General features: G+C 55.1%; 20 protein-coding genes. 13 read left to right on the forward strand and 7 right to left on the reverse strand.

The features are described 5' to 3' along the window. The coding region (locus RSSM_RS34775) for a hypothetical protein (protein ID WP_044302773.1) at positions 1-210 on the forward strand (210 nt) is incomplete at its 5' end. A 328-nt stretch (positions 211-538) separates the two neighbouring features. Here the strand turns inward: RSSM_RS34775 and RSSM_RS16450 are convergent. Further along, positions 539-1,102 (reverse strand): hypothetical protein, encoded by a 564-nt coding sequence (locus tag RSSM_RS16450; RefSeq protein ID WP_236621190.1) that lies wholly within the window; start codon positions 1,100-1,102, stop codon positions 539-541. A gap of 360 nt (positions 1,103-1,462) precedes the next feature. Between RSSM_RS16450 and folP the strand changes: the two genes are divergently transcribed. Beyond that, positions 1,463-2,386 (forward strand): dihydropteroate synthase, encoded by a 924-nt coding sequence (gene folP, locus RSSM_RS16460; RefSeq protein WP_044302777.1) that lies wholly within the window; start codon positions 1,463-1,465, stop codon positions 2,384-2,386. A gap of 80 nt (positions 2,387-2,466) precedes the next feature. Here the strand turns inward: folP and RSSM_RS16465 are convergent, their stop codons facing one another. From RSSM_RS16465 to RSSM_RS16480, 4 genes are all read right to left on the reverse strand, one after another. Continuing rightward, the gene (locus RSSM_RS16465; RefSeq protein WP_044302778.1) at positions 2,467-3,489 is read right to left on the reverse strand and encodes an ankyrin repeat domain-containing protein; all 1,023 of its coding nucleotides are present in this window, start codon (positions 3,487-3,489) and stop codon (positions 2,467-2,469) included. Between the two features lie 173 nt (positions 3,490-3,662). Next, a complete protein-coding gene (locus tag RSSM_RS16470; RefSeq protein ID WP_008681039.1) occupies positions 3,663-4,262 on the reverse strand; it encodes a DUF1572 family protein in 600 nt (199 codons plus the stop codon). Positions 4,263-4,323: 61 nt separating this feature from the next. After that, positions 4,324-5,130 carry a methyltransferase domain-containing protein gene (locus RSSM_RS16475; protein ID WP_063709085.1) on the reverse strand — a complete coding sequence of 269 codons (807 nt, stop codon included), beginning with the start codon at positions 5,128-5,130 and terminating at the stop codon, positions 4,324-4,326. Beyond that, a complete protein-coding gene (locus RSSM_RS16480; protein ID WP_044302779.1) occupies positions 5,105-5,815 on the reverse strand; it encodes an alpha/beta fold hydrolase in 711 nt (236 codons plus the stop codon). Before RSSM_RS16480 ends, RSSM_RS16475 begins: the two co-directional genes overlap by 26 nt. 306 nt (positions 5,816-6,121) lie before the next feature. On the opposite strand from RSSM_RS16480, the gene RSSM_RS16485 reads away from it, so the two are divergent. The 10 genes from RSSM_RS16485 to RSSM_RS16525 all read left to right on the forward strand — a co-directional run bounded on the left by RSSM_RS16485 (position 6,122) and on the right by RSSM_RS16525 (position 16,122). Then, positions 6,122-6,382 (forward strand): helix-turn-helix domain-containing protein, encoded by a 261-nt coding sequence (locus RSSM_RS16485; protein ID WP_008681048.1) that lies wholly within the window; start codon positions 6,122-6,124, stop codon positions 6,380-6,382. Continuing rightward, a complete protein-coding gene (locus RSSM_RS34285) occupies positions 6,382-7,797 on the forward strand; it encodes a type I restriction-modification system subunit M (RefSeq protein ID WP_008681050.1) in 1,416 nt (471 codons plus the stop codon). Before RSSM_RS16485 ends, RSSM_RS34285 begins: the two co-directional genes overlap by 1 nt. Before the next feature lie 141 nt (positions 7,798-7,938). After that, complete coding sequence (locus RSSM_RS34290) at positions 7,939-8,796, forward strand: hypothetical protein (RefSeq protein WP_201767206.1); 858 nt, start codon at positions 7,939-7,941, stop codon at positions 8,794-8,796. A 269-nt stretch (positions 8,797-9,065) separates the two neighbouring features. Next, positions 9,066-10,193, forward strand: coding sequence for a restriction endonuclease subunit S (locus RSSM_RS31755; RefSeq protein WP_144059882.1), 1,128 nt, complete (start codon positions 9,066-9,068; stop codon positions 10,191-10,193). Continuing rightward, positions 10,193-10,645 carry a macro domain-containing protein gene (locus RSSM_RS16500; RefSeq protein WP_008681057.1) on the forward strand — a complete coding sequence of 151 codons (453 nt, stop codon included), beginning with the start codon at positions 10,193-10,195 and terminating at the stop codon, positions 10,643-10,645. Before RSSM_RS31755 ends, RSSM_RS16500 begins: the two co-directional genes overlap by 1 nt. Positions 10,646-10,739: 94 nt before the next feature. Further along, positions 10,740-11,033 carry a type II toxin-antitoxin system HigB family toxin gene (locus RSSM_RS16505; protein WP_044302775.1) on the forward strand — a complete coding sequence of 98 codons (294 nt, stop codon included), beginning with the start codon at positions 10,740-10,742 and terminating at the stop codon, positions 11,031-11,033. After that, on the forward strand, positions 11,005-12,234 hold the full coding sequence (locus RSSM_RS16510; protein ID WP_052336067.1) for an ImmA/IrrE family metallo-endopeptidase: 1,230 nt from the start codon (positions 11,005-11,007) through the stop codon (positions 12,232-12,234). The genes RSSM_RS16505 and RSSM_RS16510 overlap by 29 nt, the downstream gene beginning before the upstream one ends. Before the next feature lie 10 nt (positions 12,235-12,244). Continuing rightward, positions 12,245-12,448 (forward strand): hypothetical protein, encoded by a 204-nt coding sequence (locus RSSM_RS16515; protein ID WP_008681063.1) that lies wholly within the window; start codon positions 12,245-12,247, stop codon positions 12,446-12,448. Continuing rightward, entirely contained in the window at positions 12,445-15,450 is a 3,006-nt protein-coding gene (locus tag RSSM_RS16520; RefSeq protein WP_008681065.1) for a type I restriction endonuclease subunit R, read from the forward strand. Before RSSM_RS16515 ends, RSSM_RS16520 begins: the two co-directional genes overlap by 4 nt. Before the next feature lie 150 nt (positions 15,451-15,600). Next, positions 15,601-16,122, forward strand: a complete 522-nt coding sequence (locus RSSM_RS16525; RefSeq protein ID WP_144059883.1) for a hypothetical protein — start codon at positions 15,601-15,603, stop codon at positions 16,120-16,122. A gap of 336 nt (positions 16,123-16,458) precedes the next feature. Here the strand turns inward: RSSM_RS16525 and RSSM_RS16530 are convergent, their stop codons facing one another. Then, positions 16,459-16,695, reverse strand: a complete 237-nt coding sequence (locus RSSM_RS16530) for an RNA-binding S4 domain-containing protein (RefSeq protein WP_008681069.1) — start codon at positions 16,693-16,695, stop codon at positions 16,459-16,461. After that, the gene (locus RSSM_RS16535; protein ID WP_236621191.1) at positions 16,692-17,747 is read right to left on the reverse strand and encodes an endonuclease/exonuclease/phosphatase family protein; all 1,056 of its coding nucleotides are present in this window, start codon (positions 17,745-17,747) and stop codon (positions 16,692-16,694) included. Before RSSM_RS16535 ends, RSSM_RS16530 begins: the two co-directional genes overlap by 4 nt. Before the next feature lie 250 nt (positions 17,748-17,997). Here RSSM_RS16535 and RSSM_RS16540 point away from each other — a divergent pair, with 250 nt between their 5' ends. After that, a complete protein-coding gene (locus RSSM_RS16540; RefSeq protein ID WP_008681073.1) occupies positions 17,998-18,825 on the forward strand; it encodes a DUF1559 family PulG-like putative transporter in 828 nt (275 codons plus the stop codon). Positions 18,826-18,854 lie beyond the last annotated feature (29 nt).

Here is an 18,854-nt window from a genome sequence, read left to right on the forward strand (position 1 = left end):
GTCGCCAGGTACGCGCCCGGATCAACGACAACGCTCCCACGACTAGCTCGATCGGTTTACCTAGGTAAGCCCATCGGGCTTTTCGTCGTTGAAACGCAGCAAAACAAAAAGCCAATCAGCCGCTCGGCGTTTGCCACGGTTCTCTGTCAGCCAACCGGTGCGAACCCACGTCGGCTAATTCAAGCAGGTGAGTCTCGCATCGCCCCGTAGGCCGGACCGAGCGAAGCGAAGTTCCGGCAGAATGTGTTGCGAGGTGCCACACTGCGTCGCACGGCTCCACAATCCCGCCCAAATTCCCGGTAGCGAAACACGCCAAGTGTTTCGGCACAGCCCCACGAAAACGCCGAATGTCTTGGCGACATTCGCTACGGGGTGGATGTTTGTAGGCCGGACCGAGCGAAGCGACGTGCCGGCAATCCACACCACCGCCGGATACGCGTCGCAAAGCCTCCTTCATCCGGCCTACTTCAATCACGAACCAATCAGCCGATACCAACCGCTTCGCGCGCCGCCGTGCGAAGCTCAAACCACGGTTTGATTACTCAGCAACACCTTGTTGCCCGGACGCGGTGGTCGTTGGCAACTTCGGAATCGGAATGTTCTCGAATCGGTCACGATTGATCTTCGTCGCCATGCTACCCGGTGTGGTTGGTGGGACCGAACGGGTGACCAAGATGGTTGGTTCGACACCGTCGAGCGTCAGCCCCGCGACCGCTTCGCGAACCGCTGCGACGCGAGCATCCGTTTCGGCCGCGTTGACTCCCTCGAGCACGTGAATCTCACGACGAGTCAACGGCGACTGGGTCGCGATCCAACGAACTCGGTTTTGGCCCGCCGCCAACAACGCACCGTCACCGGCACGGAACAACTCGTGCCCGATCGTGTTATGGCTGCGCCAACCGTTATTCTTCATAATTTCAAACGGAGTGACGACCTGAATCGCATCGGCCTCGTTGAACGGGTCCGGCCATGCGGTGTTCCGCCAGTAAGCCATCTTCTTGTTGTGCAGCCACGTACCGAAGTCCGCCGAAGCGGTCGATGTCATTCCCACCATCAGAAGGAACATCCAGATGGTCGGTTTTCGAAAGACAGTCACAGCCATCACGATTGAAATCCTTCTCGAGAAACAATTGCATGCGTGCGGCCGTTCGTTGCCAACCGCAATGGGATCCGCCGCTCGTGGCAACTCCCCGGGGTCGATCCGGTCAACCCTCAACGATGAAATCGACATCTCAGCCCAACCGGGTTAGCACGGACACCCGGCAGACCCCAACCTCCCCCATCCGTTACAAATTACCTCGCCTCTGCCTCGCCGAACTTTCGAATGGAAACCAAAATACGTCCACGACGTGACGTGTTCGACTCATTCGCACCCAACACATCCAACTCGCCTCAACCCTCATTCTTTGCCACGCAAACCAACATGCCCTCGACTCCTCCGACGCCCACGCCCACCCCGACGATGCTTTCTTGGAAAACCTCTCGTCGTACGATTTCGATCGAGGACCGACCTCGCGTGATGGGCATCCTCAACGTCACGCCGGATAGTTTTTCCGACGGCGGACGCTTTTTCGGAAACACAGAACTCCCCTCAGGCAGTGCTGTCTCCAAATGCGGTGACCTCTCCGAAGAACTGCGTGTCGAAGCAGCCGTCGCGGCGGGCCTCCAAATGCAAGCCGACGGGGCCGACATCATCGACATCGGCGGCGAAAGCACGCGGCCTTATTCCACACCCGTTGACGAGGCCACCGAGACCGCTCGCGTCGCCCCCGTCATCGCCGCTCTCGCGGTCCGGCTCGATATCCCCATCAGCATCGACACGAGCAAAGCCAGCGTCGCATCGGCCGCTATCGATGCCGGCGCGGAGATCATCAACGATGTCACCGGCCTCGAAGGCGATCCGAAAATGGCCGAACTGGCGAAGCAATCAGGGGTCGGTGTCTGCGTCATGCACATGCGGGGGACTCCGCAAACGATGCAGGACGATCCAACCTATGAAAACGTCGTCGAGGAAATCCGCGACTACCTGATCGCCCGCCGAGACGCATGCCTTTCGTTCGGTATCGAACTCGAAAAGATATGCCTGGACCCCGGTGTCGGGTTCGGCAAAACACACGACCACAACTTCAAACTCATCCGAGGCATCCACCGGTTCACCGACCTCGGATGTGCGTGTTTGATCGGCCACTCGCGTAAAGGCTTCATCCGCAAACGGCTTGCCGCGTTCACTGAAACGTCCGGACGCGAATTCAACCCGATGGCTGGCACCCTCGGTGTGTCACTCGCGGCTGCCGCGGCAGGTGCTCACCTGATTCGCGTTCACGACGTGGCTGAAACCGTGCAGGCCATCGAAATGTTCAACGCCTGCAAACCGACTCACGATTGAAGGTCGACATAGCAGCCAAAGTCAAAACAGCAATTTGCCACCCTGGAAAATTTCATCCATCCGCAAACGGGCTTCCCCGTTCATCTCGCCGCGGCCGCCTGGGCAGCTTCGATCAGTTCCACAATCCGGTCGAAGTCCTCCGGTGTACCGCGTGGTGAACGATTCTGGGTTTTGCTCGAGGCGGCCATTCGAGCATAGTGCTTTGTCTTCGCACCCGCATTGACCAACACCTCAGCGACGTCGGGGTTGCCCCACCAACAACACCATGCCAACGGAGTGTTCTGCCACGATTCGTCACTCGCCTCCATGTCGGCTCCCAAGCGAATGAGTTCCTTCGTGACTTTGACCGAGTTGTACCAGGCGGCGATAATCAACGGTGTTCCGTTCTCCATCGTACCGTCACGCAGTTCCAACAACGCCGGCTGTTCTTCCATCATTTTCGCGATCTCGACGTCATCGTCTTTGTGAATCGCAGTCATCAACCGAACACGCTCTTCCTGGGTGGCTTGATAGCCGGGTTCCGATGAGACCACCAAAACCCGGTCCACTTCCAAGCTGCCTTTCGCGTCGTTGATTTCCGCCCGAACATTCAGTTTGACGTACCCGGGCAAGACACGCATCGACGTTCGGTACGTCTTCCATCCGCCGAGCGAACCGAACCGATAGATCGGCTCGACGCGTGGGAACTCGCGAGTCTTCCCGCTCTTCATTTCCAACCTGTAAACCATTCCCGCACCCGTGTCGTCGGATTCGCCCAACTCAACGGTCGGCCCTCGCATCCGAGTCAAAACCGTCACAAACTTGATCCGCTTGGGCAGTTCAATCGTCGTCGAAATCGAAGTCTCGCTGCCATCCTTCGGGCACGTCAGTTGAACGATGCCTTTCGCTCGATTCAGTACCGTGGCGAGCCCCGTTTCAAATGTGGATACCTCGCCCCAACCAACCGGATACCCACGCTCATCGAGTTCTTTCAACTCGGAATTCTGATAGAAGTTGCCATGCCGATCCGCATTCCAATGCGGCGTCTTCTCAAACACGGCTTGCCCAAAACACGACTGCGAAACCAGAACCCAGAAAGCCAACACCGGCAAAACGCGAGACATGCGGTCATTCCCCAAACGGTTACCAATTTGGCGTGCACCCATCGCAAACGCCGACACAACCCAGTCGAACAACCTACCACAGGCGCTCGCCCGATTGGCGAAACAGTCCCATTTATGCAACGCGTTTCATCGAGCCCGAATTTCCAGCGCCGTGCCAACACACCGGTCCGCTGTTACGCTTCCTTGGCGTCCGAGTCCCGCCCCTGGCGATCAACGTCGGCATGGACACTACGACTCGCCGCGGTGCCCCATGTCGTCGCGTTGTGCGTCTGGGAATTACCGGGGGCGATGGTCAGCCACTGCCATTGTCCGGTGTGGACCAATCGAGCGATGATCGCAATTTGTCCCACGTGATACGACACATGAGTCAACGATCTCGTGACCGCTTGAGTGACCGTGTGAGGTTCGCCGCGAATCAAAACAGTTTGGTGAACGTTCTCATGATCGATCGACGCCAGCGCATCGACGAGCGCAGACCAACCGGCGTCGAACGCCTCGATCAGTGATTGCCGATCGCCTTCCCAATCCAGGAACTCAGTATCCCGATCTCGGGTCTCCTTCTCACCATCACTCGTGAAGAAATCGGTCCAGCGACTACGTAGGTTACCTCCGAGATGCCGCAGAATAATCGCGACCGAGTTGATCCCCTCCGCGGGTCGCTGGAACAACTCTTCATCGCCGAGCTGCGACACCGACGCGTCAATCATATTCCGATAGGAAACGACCGTCTGCCGTGCCGCGTCGAGCCAAAGATTCGTCTCAGCATTCGTCATCGTATTCCTTTGTATCATTCTCCGACGTCTGGCGATGAGGCGCTGCGCAGCCGCCGCGGATCTATCCGGCAAGAGTCTCGCAGTGCAAAAAGCCAACTTGATAGCTCGCGATGACCGCGTCGCTCGCGTCTCGATAGTTCGTCTCGTAATCGCGAACCAACGCAGTCAACTCACCCCGAGTCAACGGCGTGTGAGAGTGCGAAACGCTGCCTCCGGTCAGCCCCTGTTGGTGGATTGCGGTGAGAAGGTCGCGCGCCGACGCATGCCGCACCGTGAAAACCGATTGCGACTGGTGCTTGATCTGCCATCCCATTCGCATGGCTGCCTCGGTCACATCCGCCCACGTCGGCAATCGGGATTGAGGTGGCTTGTGCGGTGCCACTCGCAAACGTGCGTCGTGCAACTCGCCGAGCGTCTCACGCAGCATGATCGCGACCACGATCTGACCGCCGGGTTGGGCCGCACGATGGATCGACTCAAACGCCAAATCAATGGGTGTCACCCAGTGCAACGAAGAACTGCTGACGACGAGAGGAAACGGCGACTCGGTTTGGTAGTCACAAACGTCCGACGCGACCCACTCAATCCGGTCGCATTCACCAAGGTTAACTTTCGCTCGATCGATCATCGTTTGCGATAAATCGACCGCCGTGATCGATGCGTTCTTAAATCGCGAGTCTACTTTTTCAGTCAATCGTCCGGTGCCGCACCCCAATTCCAAAACGCGGTCAACAGGCCCAAGTTCTTTCATCAACTCGATCACGCGATCGGCGACTTGCTCCTGCACGTGCGAGTGGCGATCGTAGGTCGACGAGGCCGCAGAAAATCGCGAGCGGATCGTTCTATCCTGCATCGGTGCGAGCCACATCGTTTTTCCAATAGTCAATCAAGTTCGAAACAATCCATTCGGGACAACGCACCGGTAAATCGTGTCCGACCGCTTCCATCCTTCGCACGTGCGACGTCTCGAGTCGCCGCGACAGATCATCGGCGGCGTCAACCGAAATCACGCGATCCTCCTGGCCGTGCAAAATCAAAGTCGGCACACGCACTCGGCTCGCCGTCTCACGAAGATCCGCGTCACGCAGATATTTTAGCCCGTCCGCCAATTTGCGACAGTCGTCCTGGTCGCCGTCGAACGGTTCTGCTCGAGCAATCAGGTCATGCGGCAATGCGGCCTGGACATCAAAATTTGCGAGTGTTTCCTCGGGTTTTCGCCGAAAAGAAATCGACATTGATCGTACTTCCGCCATCGGAACCCCGTGCGGCGTATCGTCGCCGGCAACAAATCTCGCGGTGCTACCGATCAAACACAACATCGACCCGTCGGCGACCCCCGTCGCCGCCTCCAACGCCAACATCCCGCCGATCGACCATCCGGCCAACACGCATGGTCGATCAGTAGGCAGCGTCGACGTAAGCGTTCCAGGAGCGATAACCTCCTCGGAGGAAAGCAAGGCAACGTCAAAGTCATCTGCCAGCAACACAGCCATGCTTTCGAGAGCAGAACGTCCCCACGACCATCCACTAATCAAGAATAATTTTGTTTTCATACCGGCATTTTGCAGCAAGCCGCACGCCAAGGCGATCCCGGGCCACGTCCGAAATGATTAGCCGGCGGCAGGGTTGGAAACGCCAAAACAAATGGAACGACGAAGTAACGGCGTTTGACCACGAACGCGAACGCTACACGAGACAAGCCAAAGGTCACAACCGCGTCATCACTGTACTGCGAGCCAAACTTGAGTCCGATCCGGCCGCCCACTAATTGACAGCAACCGCTAATAACGCGGACAATGTCGAAGCCGTGACCAAACGTGTCCAGACGGCAACGACGCTCGAAAAATGGTGGGAAACCCGTGGAATTACACCAAGATGACGTCTTTACGATCGACGAATTGGCGACCTATTTGGAGGTTCCCAAATCAACGCTCTACAAACTCGTCCAAGAAGGCAGGATTCCCGGCCAAAAGGTCGGAAAGCATTGGCGATTCCACCGCGACGTGATTGAACAATGGCTCGGCAAAGAACATCGACCGAACGCAAACGACCTAGGTAGAACGAACCAACCGCCACCGAACCAGCGACATAGCCAACCAGTCATTCAACGAAATAGCTGATGGATCAAGCAACTCACAACAAGATCGTCTCGTTCATCTGGGGCATCGCCGACGACGTGCTTCGCGATCTGTTCAAACGAGGCAAGTATCCCGACGTTATTTTGCCGATGTGCGTCTTGCGTCGTCTCGACGCGGTTCTCGAGCCATCATCGGCGGCGGTTCTTGAAACGAAGCAGATGCTCGACGAGGCCAAGATCACCGAGCAAGATCAAGCACTCTGCGACGCCGCCGGCCAACCGTTCTACAACACCTCGAAATTCACGATGCGGGATCTTCGCTCGCGAGGAAACCAGCAACAGCTACGCGCCGACTTTGAAGATTATCTCGACGGATTCTCGCCCAACGTTCAAGACATCCTCGAGAACTTCAAGTTCCGCAATCAGATCCCCACACTCTCGAAAGCCGACGCTCTGGGAACGCTCGTCGAAAAGTTCTGCGACCCCGAGATCAATCTAAGCCCGAATCCGGTTCTCAATAGCGACGGCAGCGTTCGCCATCCCGCGATGGACAACCACGCGATGGGGACCGTGTTTGAAGAACTGGTCCGCAAGTTCAACGAGGAGAACAATGAAGAGGCCGGCGAACACTGGACACCCCGCGACGCCGTTCGTCTGATGACCAAACTGATGTTCTTGCCCATCGCGGACAAAATCAAACCAGGATCCTACGAATTGTACGACGGCGCATGCGGGACCGGCGGCATGTTGACCGTAGCCGAGGACACCTTGATTGAACTGGCCAGAGAAGCCAATGGGGGCGAAGAGTCCGGCGTGAAGACCTATCTCTATGGGCAAGAGATCAACCCCGAGACGTTCGCGATCTGCAAAGCGGACATGCTGATCAAAGGCGACGGAGAAAACGCGGACAACATCCGAGGCGGGGCCGAATACAGCACGCTATCGAACGACGCCTACGGCGCCAAAGAGTTCGACTTCATGCTTTCCAATCCACCGTACGGGAAAAGCTGGAAGAAAGATCTCGAATCGATGTGTCCATCGGGAAAGAAGGATTCACTACGGGATCCGCGATTCCGAATCTCCCATGCCGGCGAGTCCGACTATTCACTCGTTACACGATCCAGCGACGGCCAGATGATGTTCTTGGCCAACATGGCATCCAAGATGAACGACCGGACTGAATTGGGAAGCAGGATCGCCCAAGTCCACAACGGTTCGTCGCTGTTCACTGGCGACGCTGGCCAAGGGGAAAGCAACATTCGACGATGGTTGATCGAAAACGATTGGGTCGAAGCGATTGTCGCCCTTCCGTTGAACCTGTTCTACAACACGGGCATCGCAACCTACATCTGGGTGCTTTCCAACCGAAAGTCGCAGCAGCGTCAAGGCAAGGTGCAACTGATCGACGCGACGCAGTGGTATCGGCCACTACGGAAAAACCTCGGCAAGAAGAATTGAGAGCTCAGCGACGACGATATCAAGCGGATCTGCGACACCTATCTAAACTTCGAGGAAACTGAACAATCCAAAATCTTCCCGGGCGAAGCGTTCGGATACTGGAAAGTCGTTGTTGAACGTCCATTGAGATTGCGAAGCCAATTGACGATCCCACGCATCGAAGCATTACGATTTGCGTCCGGTGATGAAGAGATTCGTGAAACGCTATACGAAGAGTTCGGCGACGCATTGGTCGAAGACTTTGGAAGCATCAAGAAGCAACTCACCAAGCGATTGGCCGAGTGGGGAAGCGACGATGATGACGAAGACGGCGGAGGCGGAAAGAGCCTACCCGAGAGCAAGAAGAAGAAGCTACTCAAGCCAGAGACTTGGCAACGTGACGCTCGATTGGTCGAGTTGGGAACGTGGTTGCGTGAGCACGTGGGCGGCGATCCGTTTGACGACTACAACGTTTTCTCGGAAGTCGCCACTGAGAAGTTGGCGGAGCATGACAAGAAACCGTCGGCGGCCGAACTGAAACTTGTCTTGCGAGGCGTTAGCGAAGTTGACGAAGCCGCACCGCCGGTGATCGCCAAGGTTTCCAAACCGAACAAGAAGGGCGAAACCAAAGTCGACGCCGATCCGAAGCATGGTCGATACCGGTGGGGCGAATTACCCGAGTGCCTTCGCCCGTCATCCGCTCGCGAAGACGCCTATCCGGCCGAGAGCGTTGTCGAGTTCGAGCCCGATGCGGACTTGCGAGACAGTGAGCAGATCCCACTACTCGAACCCGGCGGGATCGAAGCATTCATTGAGCGAGAAGTTTTGCCCTACACGCCCGATGCGTGGTTACAAGATAAGAAGGGAAGCGTGAAGATCGGCTACGAGATCTCGTTCACGCGGCACTTCTATAAGCCGGAACCTCTGCGAACGCTAGACGAAATTCGCGACGACATCATCGCGGTTGAGAAAGAAGCGGAAGGATTGCTCGACGACTTGCTTCACGGGAGCGTCGCATGATCGCTGAACTAAAGCCATACGAAGAGTACAAGACGTCAGGCCAGTCTTGGTTGGGCGACATTCCCCAACATTGGACCTTGTCAAGACTTGGTGCGCGATTGTACGAACGGCGTGAAACGAATGATCAGAACCAAGTTCAAGACGTCTTGTCGGTCATGAAAACGCGAGGCGTTATTCCTTATGCTGAAAAGGGGAATGTAGGGAATAAACGCTCAGAGGATATTCGACGATACAAAATTGTACGTCCTGATGACATCGTATTGAACTGCATGAACGTAATCATTGGTTCGCTTGGCATTTCCAAATACACCGGATGTTTGAGCCCAGTTTATTATGTGCTGCGGACTCGGATGGATGACGATTTGCCACGTTACTTCACCGCGGTGTTTCAAAATCCACGTTTCCACAAGAGCCTCGTTCGGATTGGGAACGGGATACTTGCCCATCGAATGCGCATTCCGATGGAAAAACTGAAATGTGAGATGATTCCCGTTCCTCCACCGGACGAACAAGCACTGATTGTTCGTTTTTTGGATTGGGCGAGTGTTCGTTTGGGGAAGGCGATTGCGGCGAAGCGAAAGGTGATCGGTTTACTCGAGGAGCAGAAGCAAGCGATCATCCACCGCGCCGTCACCCGAGGCCTCGACGAAAACGTCAAACGAAATTGCGAACATGCTCCTTGGCTTGGCGAACTTCCATCAAATTGGCCAGTATTTCGGGCGAAACTGTTGTTTCATCAAGTTCGGCCAGAAATGCCAGAAAATGCTCAACAGGTGACTTGCTTCCGCGACGGGCAAGTGACACTCCGAAGTAACCGCCGCACAACTGGATTCACTAATGCCATTTGGGAGTTGGGCTACCAAGGTATTTATCCAGGTCAACTCGTCCTTCACTCAATGGACGCATTCGCGGGCGCAATCGGCGTTTCAGACTCGACTGGAAAATGCTCGCCGGAATATGTGATTTGCGAACCATCAATGGATGGAATCAGTTCAGACTACTATGCGCTACTTCTTCGCAGCTTGGCGGTACGCGGCTTCTTCGTAATGCTCTGCCCGTCAGTCCGCCAACGCGCACCCCGCGTGCGATACAACGACTTTGGATCGTTCATACTTCCAAAGCCGTCTGAATCTGAGCAAAGGGAAATCGTTGGATATGTAAAAAACGCTTTAAAGGAGATCGAATCTTCCATCCTGAAGAATCGGCGAAGTATTGAACTTTTGATCGAATGCCGCACGCGTCTAGTCGCTGACGTTGTAACTGGCAAACTGGACGTTCGCGAGTTCGCTCGGTCGTTACCGGATGACGTCAGCGAAGAGGTCGCCGAACTGGCCGCCACCGAAGCGCTCGACGAAGACTTTGCCACCGACGACGAAATGATCGAGGAGGCGGTGTGATGGTGGAGATCGTTTCGGGAGATCTGTTTGAAGCCGATGTCGATGCCATCACCAATGCGGTGAACTGTGTCGGCGCTATGGGACGCGGTATCGCGTTGGCGTTCAAACAACGCTTCCCCGACAACTTTGTCGCCTACAAACAGGCTTGCGATGCTGGGTCGCTTCGCCCGGGCAGCGTTTTGGTTTTCGACCGTGGTGAATCGGAACGCCCCCGCTACATCGTCAACTTCCCGACGAAGGACCATTGGCGGAATTCCAGCAAACTGGCCGACATCGAAGCCGGATTGCAAGCACTCACCCACGAAATCGACCGACTTCGTATCCGCTCCGTCGCCCTGCCGGCACTCGGTTGCGGCCTGGGTGGGCTCGAATGGGAAACGGTTCGAAACGCAATCGAAACAACTTTTCGTGGAAAATCGGCGGTCCAAGTATCACTCTATTCGCCAATCTAGATTTGCTAGCATGCCTAATCCTATGTACAACAGACCAAAGTTCCCAGATTGGGAACTATTGGATTGACTTGAGAATGGGAACGGACGATAATTCATGAGAGTGATCGCAAGGAGCACGCTAACGAGGTACGGAGCCGCGAACCCACGCGCCGACCATGCTCTCCGCGCTTGGTACGCCGAAGCAAAGCAAGCATCGTGGTCAACACCTGCAGACGTGAAGGCACACTACGGCAATGCCAGCATCCTGAAAGATGGTCGCGTTGTCTTCAATATCTGCGGCAATGAATACCGACTCGTTGTCAAAATCAATTACGAATTCTTCACTATCTACATCCGATTCATCGGGACCCACGCGGAATATGACCAAATCGACTCGCAAACCATCTAAAACGCCGATGCCGAGGGTTATCAAAACCGAGCGGGATCATCAGCGTGCGCTTGCGCGAGTCGATGAACTGTTCGCCGCGACGCCCGACACTCCCGAAGGCGACGAGCTGGAACTTTGGTTGCTGTTGATCGAAAAGTTTGAGGACGAGGTGTTCCCGGTTGATCCACCCGATCCGATTGAGGCAATTCGCTTCCGTATGGATCAAGCAAATCTGAAGCAGAAAGATTTGATTCCAATCATTGGGAGCAAGAGTAAGGTTTCAGAAGTTCTCGCCGGGAAACGTGACCTGTCACTAACGATGATCCGTAGATTGGTTGACGAGCTTGGTATACCTGCCGATGTCTTGCTAAGGCAGAAGGGTTCGGTCCCCGTTGCCCAAGATTTTCTCGAACTGGGAAAACGCTTTCCGCTCGCCGAGATGGTCAAGCGAGGTTGGCTTGACGGTGTGGTGAAGTCGCTTAAGGAAGCAAGGGAGCAACTGGATGATGTGCTTGCCAAGTTCACTGAACCCGTAGGAGATCCAACGTCACTCGAAGTATTCAACCGGCAGATGTCTCGTTGTGGCAATGCTAAAGACGACGCCGCGTTGGTTGCGTGGCAGATTCGCGTGATGAGTGTTGCGAAACAGAGAGCAAAGCTGACGTACGAAAGCGGTACGGTTGACGAATCTTTCTTGCGGGAGGTTGCCCGTTTAAGCTTCTTTAACGACGGCCCCAAACTGGCGCAAGAGTTCTTGGCAAAAAATGGGATTCACCTCATCGTTGAACGTCATTTACCCAGAACCTACCTTGATGGAGCGGCAATGCGACTGGGCGACGATGGGCGACTAATCGCAATGACTCTGCGACATGATCGACTAGACAATTTCTGGTTCGTCCTGTTGCATGAGCTTGCCCATATCTCATTGCACATCGACAAGGGGGTCTGCCAAGCCGTATTTGACAACCTGGATGAACGTGGAACAGATAAGATTGAACGCGAAGCGGACGCCTTGGCAAGCGATTCGTTAATACCGAAGAGCGTTTGGCGTGATGCGAGATTGACAGTAAGGTCTTCCTTCGGTGATGTAAAATCGTTTGCCGACCACCATCGAATTCACCCCGCGATCCCGGCCGGAAGAATCCGTTATGAATCGGGTAACTTCAAAGTTTTCGCTCGCTTGGTGGGAAGCGGTCAAGTTCGCCAACAATTTGAACATTGAGCATGAAACGATGATTGCAGACCACCAAGAGTACGATCACGCAAAAGCTCAACTCGCTGAGCAGAGAAAGCGATTGGATTTGCGACTCAAAGGTTACGTCAGTAGGGGCCTCAATGACGACGAAGTTGAACGATTGATGCAGCCTCTGGAGTGCTTCTACGTCGGTAAGCTGGAAGAAATCAAGGAGTATGAAAAAGGACTTGGAACGCGATGAATGAGTCTGGCCCTCTGCCTCCAACAAGCAAGGTCCACGAGAAAGGACCGTTCTACAAGAATATCGCTGGCGGTGTCAGCGACACAAGCGAAGGCGGACTCGAGAAGATCATCTTCGACGATATGGTCGATCGCGGTTGGCGACCGGGCGATCCAAAAGATTATGACCGCGAATATTGCGTTGACTTGGCGAAGCTTCGCGAGTTCTTGACAGAGACTCAGGCCGCGATCGCGGAAGAATTGCTACTCGAGAGCGATAATCCGACGCGACGAAAGTTCCTCGCGAGACTCGAGAAAGAGATCGGATCGCGCGGAGTTATCGACGTCATTCGGCGCGGGATCAAGTTCGATCACCACGACATCGAACTGTTCTACGGAACACCATCGCCCGGCAACGCGAAGTCGGCGGAACTGTTCGCCGGCAACCGTTTCAGTATCACAAGGCAATTGCGGTATAGCCTCGACGAATCCGGTCGTGCGCTCGATCTTGGCATCTTCATTAACGGCCTGCCGATCGCGACGTTTGAGCTAAAGAACAACTTAACGAATCAAGACGTTGACGACGCGGTCGCACAGTACAGCGACCCGCGACAACGCAACCCGACAGAGCGTCTTTTCGCGTTCGGGCGTTGCATCGTTCATTTTGCGATCGATGATCAGCAAGTGAAAATGTGCACGCACCTGAAAGGCAAGAAGTCTTGGTTCTTGCCGTTTAACCAAGGTTGGAACGATGGGGCGGGCAATCCACCAAATCCGAGCGGATTGAAGACGGACTATCTATGGAAGAGAGTTCTGACGCCGGAAAGCACAACGAACATCGTCGAGAACTACGCCCAAATTGTTGTCGAGAAGAACAAGAAGACTGGGCAGAAAACACGCAAACAGATCTTCCCACGCTATCACCAATTGGATCTGGTTCGCGGATTGCTCGAGAACGTTCGAGAACGCGGCGTTGGCCGTCGCTATTTATTGCAGCACTCGGCGGGCAGTGGTAAATCGAACTCGATCGCCTGGTTGGCTCACCAACTGATCGGACTTCGCGGCGGAAGTGGCGGAGTCGACGACCCCGAGATCTTCGATACGGTTATCGTGATCACCGACCGACGGATCCTCGATCAACAGATCGATGCAACGATCCGTCAGTTCATGCAAGTCGGATCGACCGTGGGCCATGCGAAGCGTAGCGGCGACCTGCGAAAGTTCATCGAATCCGGCAAAAAGATCATCATTAGCACCGTTCAGAAGTTCCCCTTCATCTTGGACGAGATCGGTGACGCCCATCGCGGTCGCAAGTTCGCGCTGATCATTGACGAAGCCCACTCGAGCCAAGGCGGCAAGGTTGCTGCGGCAGTGAACGAAGCGATCAGCGATCCAGAAGACACGATCAACGATGCGCTCGAAAAGCGAATGGCCGCGCGCAAGATGGTGACCAACGCAAGCTACTTCGCGTTCACCGCAACCCCGAAGAACCGAACGTTGGAAATGTTCGGTGATGCTTTCCCCGGTCCCGAGGGGAAGACAAAGCATCGACCATTCCATACGTACACGATGAAGCAGGCGATCGATGAAGGCTTCATCATTGACGTCTTGAAGTACTACACGCCGGTCGCCAGCTATTACCGGTTGGAAGCGGTTGTCGAAGACGATCCGATGTTCGATCGGAAACGGGCGCAAAAGAAGCTTCGCAAGTACGTCGAACGCCACGATCACGCGATCCGCTTGAAGGCGGAAATCATGGTCGACCACTTTCTCGCCTATGTGTTGGCACCTCGAAAGATCGGTGGCGAAGCTCGAGCGATGGTGATCTGCAGCGGGATCCCCGAAGCGGTGAAGTACTATCGAAGCATCAAAAGCTACTTGGAAGAGATAAAGAGCCCACACAAAGCAATTGTTGCGTTTTCGGGTGAAACCGACGTCGAAGGCCAGATGATGACGGAAAGCCAATTGAATGACTTTCCAAGCGACGAGATTCCGGACAAGATCCAAGAACACCCCTATCGGTTCTTGGTTTGCGCAGACAAGTTCCAAACCGGGTACGACGAGCCGTTGTTACACACGATGTACGTCGACAAGAAGTTGTCGGGGGTTCAAGCGGTTCAAACGCTGTCACGTCTCAACCGCGCGCATCCGAACAAGCGAAGCGCGTTTGTCCTCGACTTTTACAACAACGCCGATACCGTTACCGAAGCGTTCTCGAACTATTACCGAACAACGCTTCTTTCCGAAGAGACTGATCAAAACAAGTTGCATGACCTGCAACGTGAACTCGAAGACGCGCAAGTCTTCACGCAAGAGCAAGTCGATACGCTTGTCGAGCGATACTTGGCCGGCGAGCGCCGTGATACGCTCGATCCGTTGCTTGATCCATGCGTCGCGCTCTACAAGACGACACTGGACGAAGACGGCCAAGTCGGGTTCAAGGGTAAAGCGAAGGCGTTCGTGCGAACCTATGACTTCTTGGCCTCGATCCTTCCTTACAGCAACGCGTCTTGGGAGAAGCTTTCGATCTTTCTGACGATGCTTGTCCGCAAGCTGCCAGCACCGACTGAAGAGGATCTATCGAAGGGGATCCTTGACGCGATCAACATGGATAGCTATCGCGTTGAAAAGCAAGAGCGATTGAAGATTATGCTCGGAGATGAAGACGCCGAGATCGATCCGACGCCGCCCGGGGGAGGCGGTCAAAAGCCGCAACCCGAACTCGTTCGATTGAGCGAGATCCTCCAAACCTTCAACGAGCAATTCGGAACGCTTTTCACGGATGCCGATAGAATCTTCCGACGCATCAAAGACGACGTCGCTCCGGCGGTTGAGAAAGACAAAGCGTATCAAAACGCCAAGACAAACACGCCTGGTAAAGCACGCCTCGAATTGACCGCGGCAGTGAAGAAAGCAATGGGGCCGATGCTTCGAGACGATACCGAGTTCTACAAGCAATTCGTTCAGAACGATTCATTTAAGCGGTTCGTGACAGATTTTGTCGCCGAACTGATCTCGGAATAGGCAGCAGGTAAAAGTATGTCCAATGGTGAAGAGAGCAAAAATTTCATTCGATTGCGTTTGGCCGTCGCAACATATTTGGCAAAGTATCAGCTGTGGCCAACGCGGGCGAGACTGTCTGCGGTATGCTTACGTGATCTTCGCGAGCATGCGTTGAGCAATGCCGAATTCAAGCATCTTTCAAGCAAGCTTGATTTAGTCGTCGATGATCGAGCCGTTTTTCAAGTGGAAGCCGACGACGGTTGTTTCTTCAACTATTCGTCAGGAGTGTTCGCAGATGGAAGCGAGCATAATGGTTCCGTCGTGCTCGAGCCGCATATGCGAAGCAAAGTCGAAGAATGGTTGATTGGAAGACACGAACCTGAACCGGCGTCTCTATCCGACTCACCGCTCGAACAGTTTCAAGCAGACGAAGAGAACGATCACAAGCTGCAAGGAAACCCAAAGGTTCAGCTAAACGCGTTGTATAAGACTCGCGACAATATCAACGCACAACTAACCGCAACACAAGCGATACAACTCGCCCAGCATCTCCTACAGAAAGCGCAGATCATCATCGATAACGAACTGTCCGACGCAACGGTTCATCTGTGGAACCAAGGATCCGAGAATGAGACGTTCTATTGCGGATTGACCAAAGCTCGCAAAGGACCGCGACGCGAGAAAAAAGATTGATCTTGCTAGGGAGGCTAAAGAAGCCAAAAGGTACTCTCAACGAATCGCGTTTCTTTCCGGGGCACCCGGAACAGCCCCCAATGTAGGCACACTTTCTTTCGTTCTATATCATTCACAAAGGACTGTGATGGACGATTTGGTGTCTTGAACCAGAACTAACAAGTTCTCTCGTGCGACCGATTCTCAAACAACGAACAAGGGCGACAAGAGCGCCTCGACAGAATTAAGTTTCTTCAAAAAGATGTTGCCGACGTCTCCTGAGTTCAGAAGTCTGGATTCTTGACGAATCCAGCTACGGGGTGCGGAATTCTCCGATTTCAAAACGCTCCGTACGCCTCAGTCATCGGTCACTTCGACCACCCAGACTTGGCTGTCCCAGTTCACTTCGTCCCCGGTAAACAGTTGCCGGCGACGACGCGTTTCGACTTCGTCGTTCACCATCACCTCGCCCGCCTGGATGCGGACTTTCGCTTCGCCGCCTGTACCGACAACGCCGGCGGCTTTGAGGAAATCGTCCAACCGGATCATTGGCCGCGGATCGGGCTTGCGTTGTTTGTCTGCTGGTTCACTCATCGGACTTCGAACTCCGCGATGATCGGGTAGTGGTCACTCAGGTCGCGATCGGACGCATCCATTTCCCAGTACCTTTCCCAGTGATCTTCTTTGTGATCGACGCCCGCGCGGATCGCCAAATCATTACGAACCGCCACCGAACGCAGGCACAAATCCCGACGCTTGGGATCGTCGTCCACCAACGAACGACTGACGAGGATCCGATCAAATTGTTTTCCATTGAGCAAATGCGTTTGCTGTCGCGGTGCGTCGGACATCACGAGCAGATCGACGAGGTCATCGCTGCGGTCACGCGTTCCGCGGCTCATCAACATGGACAACTCACTGCCGGGACGAACTTTCCCAGCAACTTCCTCGGTATTGAAGTCGCCGAGTACCACAATGTGCACCGGAGTTTTCTCCCAAACCTGAAGCCATCGGACCAAACTCGCCACTTGCTTCTGACGCAGCTCCGCCCCCTGTTCGCCACTGCGCAAATGCACGTTGACGATCAGAACGGTTTCCAACTCGTCGCCGACCGGCACCTCGAGGATCGCGGCGAGATGCTTCGTCACGCTGCCGTAGGTTTCCTCGCTCCGCATCTGCGCGGTCACGTTGCCCCGCATCATCGTCAACACGTCGACCGGTTTGGTTACCAACAATCCGACATCTTGCTCGGTGTACCGGTCGTTTCCTTCGATCGCGTATTCTGCGTATTGCAGTGCATGCTCTCGCTGCAACGCGCGACTGAGATACCACAACACCCGCTGCCCTTCGACTTCCTGAAGTGCGACGACGGAGGGTTTGACCGAGGCGATCGATTTGGCAACCGCGTCACGTCGCCAATTCCAATGCCCCCGCGTCGGGCTAGACTTTTCAATCGCGAGTTTGCTGTAGTTGTCTCTTTTCGAATCGTCATAGAACCACTCGAGGTTCCATGTCATCACCGAAAACGCAGGTTCAGACGCACCCGATGCCGCGGCGGTGCGTACCACCGGTTCGACCGCTCGGGCGACCGTCGACATCGCGATGACGCACGGGAGAATGAACGCGTAACAAAACAGTCGTCTCATGAAAATGCCGTCGATCGGGATGAGTTGCCGTCCTGACCGCATTCTTTCACACCGAAAGAATGCCGCCCCGGGCGGAACGATTTTTGCAATTCCGTTACGATAGACACATTCGCTGATTTTGTAAGGTAGAGAGGTCTTTATGAAGCCGAATTCGTGTCCACGAATCCCCCTCGTTTGTCCGCATTTCCCCAACGATTCCTTCGCCGGATCGCACACCAGGCGAGCCGCGTTTTCGGCCCTTGAAATCGCGGTGGTAATCGCAATCCTCGCGATTTTGACCGCCATATCGATCCCCGTCGTCAGGGACATGCGGTCGATCGCCCGGCGAAGCAATTGTGAACAAAACCTGACACGGCTCGCTCTCGCCGCTCAAGCCTACGCGGTCGATCACATCCACCTGCCCAGCGGCACGTTTACCGGATCCGCCACCATTTGGACGGGAGAGATGCTCCCCACCGGAGCAGACGACAGCGACGCGATCCCCCTCACCATCGACAGCCTCCCGGAAGGCTACCACCACAACTGGGTCTCGGCGTTGTTGCCTTACTGCGACCGCCAGGGCATGTACCAATCGATTCAATTCGACGTTGGCGTCTACGCCCCAGCCAACGCGATCACCCGCGAAGCCGACATCCCGTTTCTGCGTTGCCCCACGTCGGCCCAGCAACAACAACCAAACACAACGAGCTACGCCGGATTGCATTCCAGCGACGCTAGGCCGATCGGCACCGACAACGACGGCCTGCTGTCGCTGAACCGATGGTTGATCCCCGATGAAGTCCCCGACGGGATGGCGTACACGATCCTGCTCGGTGAAAAACTATCGCCACCCGATTTCGATCTCGGTTGGATGAGCGGCACGCGCAGCAGCCTGCGAAACGCGGGCACGCCGATCAACGCCGAAAGAAACAAAGACGCCTACCTCGACCCCAAATACGTCGGCGGACTCGCCAGCCTCCACGCCGGAGGAGCCCACGTCGCACTGGGCGACGGATCAATCGAGTTCCTCAGCGAAACGATCGATCCCAAACTCTTCGCCAACCGCGTCTGCCGAAACGATTCAACCGAAACAGAATAAGCCCCCAAAGCAATTCCATCTCCAAGTTA

The organism is Aporhodopirellula sallentina SM41, assembly GCF_000346505.1.
Taxonomy (GTDB): Bacteria; Planctomycetota; Planctomycetia; order Pirellulales; family Pirellulaceae; genus Rhodopirellula; species Rhodopirellula sallentina.